Here is a 13,184-nt window from a genome sequence, read left to right as displayed (position 1 = left end):
GGTCAGGCGGGCTCTTCGTCGTGGCCGAGGAGCCGGTTGCGCAGGTCGGTGCGCAGGTCGTGTTCGAGAGTGTTGTGGCCGCGCGGCTTGCGGGCGGGCCTCTGGAGCGCGGTGTCGGGCTGGGTGAACTGCTCGCGGGATGCCTGCCGGATCTCTTCTGCACGACCCTCGATCCCCGGTGAGAGGGGGCGAGTGCGCAGGGTGAACGCGGAGGTCTGCTGGCCGTCGATGATGAGGCGGGCGGCGGCTTGGTAGGCGCCGAGGTGGGTGAGGTCGTGTGGGCTGATCAGCGGCGCGGTGTGGTGCTTGAGCTCGCCGGCGTCTTTGGGCGAGGCGTTGAAGTAGATCTTGTTGCGCGCGTCCGCGGACAGGGCTTCGCGCAGATCGCTGGGAAGCTGGTCGAGGTGCTGGTGAGCCAGGACCAGGGAGAGCCGGTAGCCGCGCGCCTCGGCCAGCACATCGTTGACGTGGCCGGGCAAATTGAGGAAATTGTGACACTCATCGATCACCAGTGAGGCGTCGGGCCGGTCGGATTCGGCGAGCTGGGTGCGGCGGGTGGTGGCCTGCCAGGTGTGGGCGAGCAGGATGGAGCCGAACAGCCGGGCGGCGTCGTCACCCAAAATGCCTTTCGGCAGCCGCGCAAGCACCAGCCCTCCCTGATCGAGGAGTCGGCCGATGGGCACGGTGGTGTCCGGGCTGGCCAGTGCCTGTCGCACGAACGGGCGGAGTAGGACGGCGCGGAGCTTGTTCATCACCGGGCCGATGACGGTGGCCTGCCCGGCCGGGGTGAGGGCTTCGTAGGAGTCCCAGAACCCGGTCAGCAGGCTGTCTTCCAGCCGGGCGATGATCTGGGTGCGGAAAGTGGCGTCGGTCAGCAGCCTGGGCACATCGGCCAGGGTCGCCTTGCGGCCCAGGACGTGCGTGAGGGTGAGGCAGGTGGAGCGCAGCAGGTCGTCGACGCGGGGTCCCCAGGCGGTGGAGAAGCAGCGGTGGAAGATGGTGACGACGGAGTCGACGGCGAAGGCGGGGTCGTGTCCGGCGAGGATGTTGATCGACGGCGGCGGCGTGGGGTCTTGCGGGTCGAACACCACGGTCCTGCCGATCGCCCGCTTGGGCAGGCGGTTGAGGATGTCGTTGATCAGGTCGCCCTTGGGGTCGATGACCAGGGCGCCCCTTCCTGCTGCCGCGTCGGTCAGGACCATGTTGGCGAGCAGGGTGGATTTGCCGACGCCGGTGCCGCCCAGGACGTGGGTGTGATGCCGCCCGTCGGCCACCGGCAACGCGACGGGCCGGGGTGGGCCGCTGTCTGCGTCCCCGAGGATGCGGGCGGCCCCGCCCTGCGCGGTGCGGGGTACGGCCGGGGACGGCGCTACCGGGCGGGCTCCGGCGCGGGCGATCCCGGGCGCGTCGATGTCCCACGGCAGGTGCGCGAGCGCGGCCAACTCGGCGACGGACAGCAGGTAGCCGCCGTCGAGGCGGCGTGAGCCGATCGTGCGGCCGGGCCGCCAGAGGCGTGCTCGGCGCAGGTACTGGTGGCCGCCGGTGAACAGGGCGAAGACGCTGGCCAGGGTGTGCGCGTGGCCGCGCAGCCATCGGCGAGTCAGATCAGAGGCTGCCCTGCCGTCGTGGTTGACGGTCGCCGGGGTGCCCGAGGTGATGGGTTCGCGGCTGGTGGCGACGGCGTAGCGTACGGCGACCGTGTAGCGCGGCTGACCGGCCTTGGCCAGGATGGTGCGGATCTGTTCGGCGCGTTCGGGGAAGTCGCGGGCCAGATCACCGGTGCGTTGGTGGTCGCGGGTGCTGGTGGGCAGGGGGAGGATCTCATCGAGGACGCGGCCGAGGCGGTGGCGGCTTCCTCCGCCGCGCAGGTGGGCGGCTGCCTGGTAGGCGTGCCGCAGACGGCGGCCGGTGGTCGGGCGGGCCAGCACCTGCACGACGGCGTGCTCGCCTTCGCGGAGTCCGCCCATGGCTTCCAGCAGGGAGCGGACGGGGTCGTGGTCGTGGTCGGTCTTGAGCGGGAAGTGCTCGGCCGCGGCCAGGACGAGTCGCCCGCCCGCGACCTCCGCCTCTACGGGGAGGGGGGAGGTGGCGGGGCCGGTGGTGGTGGTCGCGCCGGGCCAGGCGGCTTGGACGGCCTTCTCCACGATCCCCGGGGGTATGGTGCCGGGCACCCACAGGTGGATGCGGACTCCGGCGTCGCTGCCGTGGTACTCCCACACCAGATGCGGTTGCCCGGCGAAGGCACGTCTCCATGCGGGTCGCAGGAGCCCGACGAGCTGACGCCATAGCACCACGGCGCCCTCGGGATCGCTGCGCGGCGGGCTGGAGATCTCGATGAGCCGGGCTTCGGGTGTCATGTCGGCGTGACGGAGCCAGCCGAGCAGGTAACGCGCCACAGCAGCGACGGTCCACACGACGGCGAGGGCCAGGGCGAGGCGGGGCGCGTAGGTGAGGGCGAGTTCGGGCAGGCGGGTGGGCAGCTCGGCGAGGAAGTCCAGGGTCTCCCGAACGTCGTGGTCGTCGATGCCGCACAGCAGGCACGGCCCGTCCTGGCTCGGTGCCGGGTTGATGGTCATAGCGGGTCGCCGTCCTCGTTGTCGTCCTGGCTGTGGGTGGTGGTCTCGGCGGAACCGGGCGGGCCGGAGGGTTGCGCAGCGTGCGCTTGCAGCGGGCTGGGTTGATCGTGCTGGTCGAGTTCGGCGAGGACCTGCGGGTCTGTCGTGACCAGCGCCGCCTCAGAAGGTGAGGCGACGATGGTCAGAGCGGCTCGGCTGGCAGGGCCGGCGACCAGGAGCGCTTCGCCGCGCTCGGCAGTGAGCAGGAACTGGCGTTCGCCATCGGTCAGGTCGAAGGCGTCCCCGACCGCGCCGATGGCCTGCGGCGCTTGGCGCAGCAGGATCTGGCCGGCGGCGTTGGCCACGATCGCCTGCCCCAGCTCCGAGCCGAGCAGGTCGGCGGCGTCCTGGGTGACGACGGCGAGGCCGGCCCAGTGCTTCCTGGCCGCCTTGGCCATCCGGAAGAGGAAGCGGGCGCCTTCGGGTTCTTTCATCAGCAGCCAGGCCTCGTCCACGACGACGAGGCGCTTGCGGCGGTCGCGCGGGTTGGCCACCCGCCGCCAGATCGCATCCAGCGCCAGCAGGGTGCCGACGGCTTTCATCTCCTCGGGCAGGTCACGCAGACAGAAGACGGTCAGATGCCCCGAGGGGTGGGCGGTGGTGGGGCCGTCGAACAGTTCGCGGTAGGAGCCGGTGACGTAGGGGGCGAGTTGCGCGGCCAGGTCCGCGCCGGTCTGACCGGCCGTCTTTCTGGTAAGCGTGACGACCAGATCGGCGAGCAGCGGGGCGGGCCTGCTCCAGGTGGCGGGGTCGCGGGTGATCCCGGCCGTCTGGTAGGTGGTGATGATCGCCGAGTCCAGCGTTGCCCGTGTCTGCGCGGTGAGCGGGGTGCCGCCGAGCATGGTGGCGATCAGGGTTTGCAGGAACATGGCCCGCCGCGACAGCACGTCATCGCGGGGGCCGTGGCTGGCGGGCAGGTCGAAGGGGTTCCATCGCACGCCGGCCGCGCCGAGGTGCAGGCAGGTGCCGCCGACCGCGTGGGCCAGGCGTGCGTATTCGGCTTCGGGGTCGACGACGGCGACCTCGACGCCTTGGTAGAGCAGGCGCAGGGTTTCGAGTTTGGTGAAGAAGCTCTTGCCGGCGCCGGAGCGGGCCAGGACGACGGAGTTGTGGTTGTCCTGGGCGTAGCGGTCCCACAGGACGACGCCGTTGCTGGTGGCGCTCAGCCCATACAAGACTCCGGTTTCGCCGACGCTTGTGGCGAGGTCGGGTGAGGTGAACGGGAAGGCCGCCGCCAGCGCGGTGGTGTCGAACGTGCGCGTGGTGTTGAGGGAGTCGACGCCCAAGGGCAGCGTCGTGGTCCACCCCTGCAACGCGCGAAACGTCGCCGGTTGCGCATCCAGCAGCAGCGACGACGCCAGCGCCCGAACCCGCTCCACCTCGGCCGCCAGCTCCGGCTCCGAGGGGGCGTGGATGGTGAGATAGAGGCCGACGGTGAACAGGCGGCCATGACCTCGGGCGAGACTGTCGGCCAGGTGGGTGGCGTCATCGGCGGCGGCCTCGGCGGCGAAGTCGGCGAGTCTGCCGTGAGCGGCGTCGGAGCGGCTGGCCGATTCCAGGCGGGCGAGCCGGCGGCGCAGCCGCATCGCCGCGACCTGCTGCGGGATCGGCTCGATGTGCAGGGACACGTCCAGGTGGCCGGGGTAGGTGAGCAAGGGTTCGAGCCATCCCGCGCCGACCTCGCGCGGGTAGCCGGTGACCGCGAACGATGCGCAGACCGCGCGGGGCAAGGTCAGGGTCCGGGCGCCCACGTGCGCCGACCCCGGATGGGCGAGAGCGCAGGACTGGTGGTCATGGCTGCGGTGGCGGCGGCGTAGCTTCACGGCGTGCTCCCGGTGGTTGAGGTGATCAGCTCGTCGGGCAAGGCCTGGCCGAGCGGGTGCCGGCCGCCAGGGTCGAGGCACTCGGCCAGCGCCTGGCTGGCCGTGTCGGCGTCGAGAACGCGGGTCGCCACACCGAGCGCTGCGAGGCTGCGCTCGGCCTCGGCGGCCCGGCGCAGGACGACGGCCGCGCAGGCATTCCGGCGTACCGAGCGTCGTCCCCGGTGGGTAGCCGGGTGGTCGCGGAGCACGATGAGTACCTGCCGCATCAGCAGCTCGCGCGAGCTGTTCAGCTCGGCCAGGTAGTCGGCGTGTTCGCGGGCGGCTGCGGCCAGGGCGGCGTGCGGCAGCACCTCTGCCTGGTGTTCGACCGTTTCGATCAGGTCGGATAGGTCGGCTTGGCGGGCGCGGGCGAGGATCTGCACGGGTGCTTCGAGGGAGTTCAGCCAGCGGCCGAACGCCCCGACCAGGGCCGCCTGTTCGCTGGTGGTGCGCAGGTGGAAGGACAGGGTGCCGGCCTCCACCAGCACCGCGACCCCGCCGTCGGTGAGCTCCAGGGCGCCGTCGGTGCGGATCGCCCGCACCGGTAGCCGCAGCGGGGCAGGCAGCGTGCCTCGCAACCGGCACCACCGGGGCGGCTCGGCGACCCCCTCGGGCGCCGACACGAACTTCTTGCGGGCGCGGGTGTGGAGCAGGGCGGCCAGGGCGAAGCGGTCCAGGCTCAGCCCGTCCCGGCGCCCGAGCGCGATGCTCAAGCCGAGCGCCACGAGCGGCAGGACGATCGCCGCGAGGATGACGATGGGCAGGAGCTGGTGGAACAGGTAGTAGATGGCGGCGGCGATACCGCCGGTCAGGGCGACGATAAGAATCTGCCGGAAGCTCAGCCCATAGACGATCTTGTCAGGGGCGGTGAGATCAGCGGGAATGGTCGTGATCAATGGTTCGGATTCGTTCATCGGCCGTCCTTCCTGCGGGTTCGGCTGGGTGGCGGGTCAAGGTGGAGGTGCAGTTGCCGGGGCCGGGCGGGGCGGGTGGGCATGCCGGGCAGCATCGGCTGTGCCCAGGGCGGTTTCGGCCGGATCCAGGGGCCGTTCGGTGCGGCCGGTGCGGGCGGTGCGGGCGGGCGCGGTACGCGGGTGACCGGGAACGGCAACGCCAGTTGACGTCCCCGCCCAGCGGTGGATCCGGTCCGCCGCGAGCCCGACGGCGATGCAGCGGGCGGCAGATTGAGCGGCAGCTGGAGCTGCTGGTGGCCGCGTGGCCCGGGCGGAGTGGATGTGTTCACCGGTGGTGTTCCTCCCGTGGTGGTGGAGCCGCTCGCGGGCTGTGGTCCTCGCGGTCCGCCGCGCGGCCGGGGCCCTGCCGGGCGGCGTCCTGTTCGTGCCGCGGTGCTGGGCGGGCGGCCGGGGCGGCGCGCGGCCCTGGCGCCCTTCGTGGCGGTGCGGGTGGCTCGGCCGCCTCTGGTGAGGGCGGTTTTGGCCAGGCCGAGGGTCTTGTAGAGGATCAGCGCTTTGACCAGGCGGCTGAGCATTTGGGGTTGGGCGTTCTGCCAGACGGAGCGGGCCACCCAGCCGGGAATTTTGATCAGGATGAACAGCAGGCCGATCAGGACCAGCGTGTCGATGGCGCGCATGACGACCGGTTTGACCGCCGCCAGGGTGGGATCGCTGGCGGGGGTGGCGAAGGCGTCGGTGGCGTCGGTGAAGTACACCTTGAACGCCAAGATGAGCACGAGCGCCTGCAGCACCTGCATGATCAGGACGCCGGTGAAGGCGCGCCACCACAGGCGGGCGATGTGCTCGGTCTGCGGCAGCGCGTGACACAGCAGCGCGAGCGGCGCCGCGATCATCAAGAACAGCAGCAGCGCGACCCGCACGATCGCAATGAACGCCAGGATGAGGCCCATCACCACCGCGAGTCCGATCATCCAGATCAGGAACATCTGCGGGCTCTGCAGCTGCCCGACCGGGTTGGTGAGCTTGTTGGCGATCAGGTCGCCGGCCCGCCGCCCGTCCACCCCCTCGCCGAGCAGCGCCGCGACGAGGCCGTTGGCCAGCTCGATGGCGTATTGGCAGAGGGTGAGTGAGAAGTTGAGCGTGATCGCAGCGACCACCAGGCGGGGTGCGACCTCGGCGGCGGTGGTGGAGGTCTGCACGCTGCCGTACGCCATCACGATCACACCTGCGGCCAGCACGAACAAGGCCAGCAGCGCGTTGGCCACCACCCGCACGTGCGCCGACAGCTCCTGCACCCGCGCCACCATCGACGGCGGCGGCGCCGACAGCAGCAGCGTGCCGACCGTCTGGAAGGCGGGCTGGATGGCCTCGGTGACGATCAGGCCGAACCAGCCGTTCAACGCCCGGTTGATCTTGCAGCCGAAATCCAGCCAGCCACACTCCTCTGCGCCACCGGCCGAGTCAGGTTCCGGTACCGGGTGTGGTTGCGAGGTGGGAGCTGCGGGTTCGGTGCTGGGGTTCGGCTGGACCGGCGGCGTCAGCATCGGCCCCGTCGGTGTCCTCGGCGTGGAGGACTGTGTGGAGCCCGGTGTGGAGCCCGGTGTGGATGTTGAGGCGGGCGGTGTGGGCTGCGGGTTCGACGTCGGCGAAGGTCCCGGCGGTTCTGGTTCCGCGGCGGCTGAGGCTGCTGCGGCCGCGGTGACGGTGAGGGTGATGGCCAGGATGGCGAGGATGGCGAGGATCTGTGCCATGCAGCGACGTGCGGCGGCTGGCAGCGTGCTCGCTGGGCGCGGGCGCGGTGGTGGGTGGCGGGTCATCGTCAGGCTCCGACGATGCCTTTGAGGACGGTGACCAGCAGCGGCGCCAGAACGGCGATGCCGTAGCCGAGGGCGGCGTAGCGCAGGGTCTTCTTGGCTGCTTCGACTTCGCCTGGGTCGCCGCCGGCCAGGATGTAGCGGACCCCGCCGACGGTCAGGAACAGGGTGGCGAGGGCGACCAGCAGGCCGACGATGACGTTGCGCAGGTTGTCGATCACCGCGTTCAGCGAGGCCGGCGCGGCTGGAACCTGACCAGAGACGGTGACAGGGCCGGAGGCGTGGGTGGTTGTGGTGGCGGCGTGGGCGATGGCGTATTCGAGCAGGGTGCCCAGAGCGATGCTGCCGAGGATGGTCAGGGCGATGAGCAGGATTTTGAGGCTGTTGGCTTGGGATGAGGTGGTGGTGTGGCGCCGGCGGGGTGTCATGTGCTGCCTCCTGGGAGGGTCGTGTGATTGGAGCCGTGTGGCGGTGTGTGGCTGCGTGTGTCTGAGGTGCTGGATGGGCCGGGCTGGTTCTCGTTGGGTGAGAAGGCGGCGCGGAGGTGCCGGATCCGGCTGCGGGGCCGGTGGGCGTCCTCCTTCAGCGAGTAAGTGCGGGTGGGCTGGGCCGGGGTGACAGGGACCGGTGACCAGGTACGGGTCCCGCTGCCGGGTCCGGGCGCCCTCCGCGCTGCCTTCTCAGTGGTTAAAAGACCTGGGTGAAAGGCCGAGTTAGGACATCGGGGCCAGCGGATTTGGTGCGTTCTTTGCTGGCCGCGCGCCGTCGGCGGCGGTGTGATCGCTACAGGTCGCCGGCCTGGAGGGCCTGGTAGAGGGCGGTTTCGGCGCGCTGGCGGCGCTTGAGCGCGGTGCAGTACAGCAGGCCGCGGCGGCGGCAGTAGGAGCTGAGCGCGATGCCCTCCAGCCGGGTGAAGGCGATCAGCTCCGCCTCCTGCTCAGTGATGATCCCTTCGGCGACGGCTTGCGCCAGGAGCACATCGCAATGGCCGGTCGGGTAGGTGAGCGTTTGCTGGCTACTCTCGGTGAGGTCGGGGTCGGTCAGCAGATGGGGCTGGTCGGTGGCGTGGGCGCGCAGGACGGTGATGCGGGTCAGCCGCGACAGCCGCAGTAGCGGGTGTGACCAGGTCAGGTTCACCCGGCAGAGAGCTTCCATGTAGGCGGCCAGCACGTCGGCTTCCAGGTCCTCGCGGCAGGTCCGCCCGGCTGGGATCGTGTCGGCGAGCGCTGCGATGAGGCGGCGCAGCATCGGGATCGCCAGCGCGACGGCGGCGACCATCCACGCCCCCCGCTGGGTGCGGGCCTGGTCGATGAGGTGCCGCCACACGTGGTCACGGGCGGTCCGTGAGCAGGACGGGTGCAGCAGCATCCCCCGCAGTTCGCTGAGCGGGATCGGCCGAGCCGGCAGTCCGTGCCCGAGCAGTGCGCCGTCGATCGACAGCGGGGCAGGGCCGCGCATGAGCAGGTTGAAGGCGTGCTCGGCCACATCCAGCGGCAGCGACCCGCCCAGGCTCGGATGGTCATCGAGGCCATCGCACGCCTGGCTGGGTTGGGCGTCGTCTGCGTCGAGGTCGCCGGTGGGCAGTGTTTCGGCTGGGGCCGGGTGGGCCGTGGACGGGCCGGTGGCGGCCGCACGGTCGGCGGCCGGGCTGGTGGTGCTGGTGATGGCCACATCGGTGGTGTCGGTGGCGAGGCGGACCGAAGGGTGAGACATGGCGACGCTCCCGAGAAGGCGTGTTCGATTCGGACGTCGCCATGCCGCCACAGCGCCCGGACAGCAACCGGGCAGCAGCCGGGCAGGAAATGATCAGACATCGGGCAAGGCAAAGATCACCCCAGCTTTCGATCACGCTCCGAAACCATGGATGACCTGCGAAAACGCTGGGAAACGGGGTTGCGCCGTCGAGAAGCACGAAGGTGCGATCCAGGGCATCGCGCCCAGAAGGCGGCCTTGACCTGCGATAATGCGATGACATCGAAAGTCTCGGGTCAAGCTTGCGTCAAGCGGTGGACCGGAGCCCAGACTTCGTGGCGGGCTCCGGATCGCCGCTGCGTGGCTCGGCCCTGCATCGGGCCGCTCAGAGATTCTCCCCAGGGCCGGGAGGCCCGGAGGCCGGGTGGGCAAGGGGCTGGGCGCGCTGGTGCGGAGCTGGTGGGCCTCGGCCTGCGCTCGGGCGATGACGGCCGAGACCGCTTCAGCGGAACGGCGGGCCGCCCGCTCCCGGATCTCCTGGGCCGGGTCGCGGTCATCGATGATGGCGAGCGTTCCCTCGTCGGTGACATGGGTTCGGACCTGCCAGCGAAGCCAGCGTCCGGCGGCCCGTGCGGCTCGGCGGACCTCGGCCGCATCACCCAGTTCGGTCACCGCGTCGCGGGCGAGAACGAGCTGGCCGTAAAGCCCCCGGTACTCCGGCTTGAGGCCGGCGGACATCATCGCCTTGATCTGGCCGACGAGCTTGGCGAAGCGCCATCCGGCCAGTTCGTCCTGGCGCGGCATGCTGATCGCCTCCGCTGACACGCCTCGGTGTCTTCTCATCTCAGGGGAGGTCGCACTGGGTCAACGCTGCTGGTGCCCGTGGTGGAGCCGTGACGGACGTTGCCCGGGAAATGCCCGGAGAATGTCCTGAAGGGCTGTGACCTGCGAAAACGTGCTTCTTCGGCAGGGTCGCGGGCAGGAGATGCGGGAGTGCGGGCGCCGGCCTGGCTGACCGGCTGGCTCGGTCTGCAGCCTGCGTACGGGCCGGACCCCCTCCCCGGCATCCGACCCGTACGCCGCATCATTATCATCGTGACCAGTCGTGCGCGGAGAGTAATAGCGTCGTGGGTATGGCGGTGCGTCTCGCCAATGCGGCACAGCCTCGATGATCGGGGGAGCCCCGACCGCCACGGGTTGCCCACAACCCGCGGATGAGAAGCCGAGAGCCCCAAGCGGCGGTGCCAGCGAGGACACGGCACGCCTGGTATTGCCGAACCTTTGCTTGACGGCTTGTCCTAACTCGAGTCGTGCGGCAGGTATTTGGAACAGTGACAGGGATCGGTGGCCCGGCACCTCGGGCCACACCCACATGACCGAACCCACCACCACCTCGACCGCTTCCGCATCCGCCAGTTCCTGCGTCTCTACCGGGCCTGCCGCGCCCGGCTCCTCATCCACCGCCTCCCGACCGGACGCCCAGCTCCGTGAGCCCGGCCTCCAGGTAGTTCGAGAGGCTCAGGATGTGGTTCGAGGACATCTACCGCTGTCGGTGTGGCTGACGGCGGCCGACACCGAATCGATCGCGACCTGCCCGGCGGGCTGCTGCCATCCAGTCAGCGGCCCGTTGGCCCGCCATCTGATCGCGGCCTGCGCCCGGCTGGGCGAGACCGTGATCCACCTCGGCGCGAGTGATCACCAGCTGATCTCGGCAGCGCTGACGGCGGGCTGCCTGCCGGTGGCCGTGTTCACCGACGCGACCCGCGCGGGCATGTCCTGGACCTGCCTGGCCCGCACCCACCCCAACGACGACCTGGAGATCACCGAACTACGCCTCCTCGACCCCGGCGATGACTCCCCGGTGCTGGCCGACCTCACCGGCGGTGCAGGGCTGGTCGTGGTCGAGCAGACCTGCCAGCAGCCCCTGGGCGGGCCCACTGATCGGCTGGACTCTGGGGCCGGAGCCGAGGTCTTCGACGTCGCCGGCGCGGCGGGGCTGGTTCAGCCGGGCGGGCATCTGGCGGTGGTCACCGGTCTGCACCGGCAGGGCGGTGTGGTCGACCCGGTGCCGGAGCTCATCGCCCGCGCCCGGGATGCGGGGCTGGTGTATCTGCAGCACATCATCGCGCTGCGCCATCCTGCTCGCGGCGAGCGCATCGACGCGGATCTCTCCCGCCGCGCCCAGGCGGCGATCGAGGGGTTGCCGGAGTGCGCCGGGTTGCCGGCGAGCGCGCGCGTGCACAGCGACGTGCTCATCTTCATAAAACCCACGATGCTCCTGGGTTCAGGCACGTCGACGTCTCCGGCAGCGGAACGCGCCACCGAGCCGGACGTCGCCGAGGCTTCGGTTCGGGCCGGGGGTGAGCGTTGATGGCCGAGGTGACGACGTCGGTGTGGGCAACCGGGCAACGCCCGTCGCGGGTGCAGCGGCGAGGTCGGTATGTGCCGGAGTCGATGCGGCATCCGGGCAAGATGCTGCCTTCGATCGCCGCCCGGGTGATCGGGACCTATACGGCGGCGGATGAGCTGGTGGTCGATCCGATGTGCGGGATCGGTACCACCCTGGTCGAGGCCGCCCATCTGGGCAGGCATGCCGCGGGGGTGGAGTTCGAGGAGAAGTGGGCGCGCCTGGCGGTCGCCAACCTCGGCCACGCCAAGAAGCACGGGGCGCCCGGCGTTGGGCGGGTGGTGGCCGGAGACTCGAGGCACATCGCCCGGCTGCTGCCTGACCTGGTCGGGCGGGCGGCACTGGTGCTCACCTCACCGCCGTACGGAGCGGCAACGCACGGGCACATCCGCTCCACCCGCGACACCGGCGAGCCGGGGGTGCGTAAGTGGAACCAGCGCTACTCGGCCGACCGCGCCAACCTCGCCCACCAGCGGCTTCCGCAACTTCTGGAGGGGTTTGGCCGCATCCTGGCCGGATGCGTGACGCTGCTGCGGCCCGGCGGAATCGCGGCGATCACAGTGCGGCCATATCGGGTGCGCGGCGAGCTGGTCGACCTGCCCGGCCATGTCCACCAGCTGGCCGAGGAAGCCGGGCTGGTGTTCGTGGATCGAATCGTCTGCCTGCTGTGCGGGCTCGGCGACGGCCAACTCCGGAACCGTGCGTCGTTCTTCCAACTGCACGAGGCGCGCAAAGGCTGGGCACGTGGGCTGCCGATCCACGCGGTCGCGCACGAGGACCTGCTCGTGTTTCGCCGACCGCCCGCCACGCCATCCACCGGCATGACCTAGAACCCGGGCCGCCAGCCGGCAAAGGAGTCGGCTGGGCCGTGACGGACAGTAACCGCAGACGCGCCGGTTACTGTCCATGCAATCCGGTGCACCAGGTCCACCTGCCGCCCTCTTTGATCTCGGCCCACCGGGCTATGTCCGTCGCCGCTCGACGGGGCATAGCACGGCCCTTCCGGCATGGGCGTCTGCTGGTCGAGGCGTAGCGCCGCTACATAGCCGCGGTTCGGGGCGGCCTGTTTTCCGGGTGTCTGTTCTTCACAGCCACATCGTGTCCATACGAGCAGTACCTCTGGCCACAAGGAGATGATCGTGAAAGAGATGAAGGGTCAGTGCGTGCCGTCGGCCCAGGACGTTGACCTGCAGAAGGCCACTGAGTCTCAGGCCGTGATGGAGGGGGAGGCGGCAGCGGGCCAGCCGATGGTGGTCGGGCTGGTCGGAGCGGGGCGGCTGCTCGGTATGGGCCGTACCAAGGCCTACCGGATGGCCAAGACCGGGCAGTTCCCGTGTCCGGTGCTGCGAATCGGCGGCCGGTATGTCGTGCCGCTGCGCGGGATACAGGTGCTGCTCGGCTACCACGACCGCGACGAGCGCCAGGAGCGCGAGACGGAAGGGTGATGTCCGAGCTGGGAAGCGCTCGTGGCGTAGAGCGCAGAACGGGAGCTACGGTCAGCGGGAGTTGCGGCGGGAGCTCGGCTGGATGAGCGGCTGCTCGCGGCACTGGTGCCCCACGGTGAGCGCTTGCCAGAAAGGGGTGGCGTTGGGGGTGCAGCCCCCTGCCGATCTCTTCGTAGCCGCTTTCGGTTCGGCATAGAACAAAGTAGAGGCCGCCTTCGGAGCACCACTCGTACTCGCCGCAGCAGGAGGTTTGCGCTGCGATCGCGCGCTCGGTTCGGGACGGCGTCCGACCGCACAAGCGCATGTCTTGCTTCCCCCTGCGCGCATCTTGCAGAGGCGGCGGTGAACGTTGTAGCCGTCCTGAGGAAGCGTGGTCACCTGAAGCTCGCGCAGGACCTTGACGCCCAGTTCGGCTGGCTCGCTGGAAGGTCTGCG

10 protein-coding genes are annotated in these 13,184 nt (G+C 70.4%); 3 read left to right on the top strand and 7 right to left on the bottom strand.

Annotated features, from left to right (window positions below):
• Positions 1-2: 2 nt before the first annotated feature.
• From ABEA43_RS60080 to ABEA43_RS60050, 7 genes are all read right to left on the bottom strand, one after another.
• Positions 3-2,576 (bottom strand): type IV secretory system conjugative DNA transfer family protein, encoded by a 2,574-nt coding sequence (locus ABEA43_RS60080; protein WP_345577174.1) that lies wholly within the window; start codon positions 2,574-2,576, stop codon positions 3-5.
• Positions 2,573-4,438 carry a VirB4 family type IV secretion system protein gene (locus tag ABEA43_RS60075; protein ID WP_345577168.1) on the bottom strand — a complete coding sequence of 622 codons (1,866 nt, stop codon included), beginning with the start codon at positions 4,436-4,438 and terminating at the stop codon, positions 2,573-2,575. The genes ABEA43_RS60080 and ABEA43_RS60075 overlap by 4 nt, the downstream gene beginning before the upstream one ends.
• Positions 4,435-5,391 carry a PrgI family protein gene (locus ABEA43_RS60070; RefSeq protein ID WP_345577166.1) on the bottom strand — a complete coding sequence of 319 codons (957 nt, stop codon included), beginning with the start codon at positions 5,389-5,391 and terminating at the stop codon, positions 4,435-4,437. Before ABEA43_RS60070 ends, ABEA43_RS60075 begins: the two co-directional genes overlap by 4 nt.
• Entirely contained in the window at positions 5,388-6,791 is a 1,404-nt protein-coding gene (locus tag ABEA43_RS60065; protein ID WP_345577163.1) for a TrbL/VirB6 family protein, read from the bottom strand. The genes ABEA43_RS60070 and ABEA43_RS60065 overlap by 4 nt, the downstream gene beginning before the upstream one ends.
• Positions 6,792-7,210: 419 nt before the next feature.
• Complete coding sequence (locus ABEA43_RS60060; protein ID WP_345577160.1) at positions 7,211-7,633, bottom strand: pilin; 423 nt, start codon at positions 7,631-7,633, stop codon at positions 7,211-7,213.
• 355 nt (positions 7,634-7,988) lie between these two features.
• On the bottom strand, positions 7,989-8,918 hold the full coding sequence (locus ABEA43_RS60055) for a hypothetical protein (RefSeq protein ID WP_345577157.1): 930 nt from the start codon (positions 8,916-8,918) through the stop codon (positions 7,989-7,991).
• 132 nt (positions 8,919-9,050) lie between these two features.
• On the bottom strand, positions 9,051-9,722 hold the full coding sequence (locus ABEA43_RS60050) for a hypothetical protein (RefSeq protein ID WP_345577154.1): 672 nt from the start codon (positions 9,720-9,722) through the stop codon (positions 9,051-9,053).
• 700 nt (positions 9,723-10,422) lie between these two features.
• Between ABEA43_RS60050 and ABEA43_RS60045 the strand changes: the two genes are divergently transcribed.
• From ABEA43_RS60045 to ABEA43_RS60035, 3 genes are all read left to right on the top strand, one after another.
• Complete coding sequence (locus tag ABEA43_RS60045) at positions 10,423-11,268, top strand: hypothetical protein (protein WP_345577151.1); 846 nt, start codon at positions 10,423-10,425, stop codon at positions 11,266-11,268.
• A complete protein-coding gene (locus tag ABEA43_RS60040; RefSeq protein ID WP_345577148.1) occupies positions 11,268-12,134 on the top strand; it encodes a TRM11 family SAM-dependent methyltransferase in 867 nt (288 codons plus the stop codon). Before ABEA43_RS60045 ends, ABEA43_RS60040 begins: the two co-directional genes overlap by 1 nt.
• Before the next feature lie 318 nt (positions 12,135-12,452).
• Positions 12,453-12,749 (top strand): helix-turn-helix transcriptional regulator, encoded by a 297-nt coding sequence (locus ABEA43_RS60035; RefSeq protein WP_345577251.1) that lies wholly within the window; start codon positions 12,453-12,455, stop codon positions 12,747-12,749.
• Positions 12,750-13,184: the final 435 nt, after the last annotated feature.

Source organism: Nonomuraea rosea, assembly GCF_039539705.1.
In the GTDB taxonomy this organism is placed as follows: Bacteria; Actinomycetota; Actinomycetes; order Streptosporangiales; family Streptosporangiaceae; genus Nonomuraea; species Nonomuraea rosea.
The sequence above is the reverse complement of the archived record's forward strand: the minus strand, read 5'-3'. Positions and strand labels throughout refer to the sequence as shown.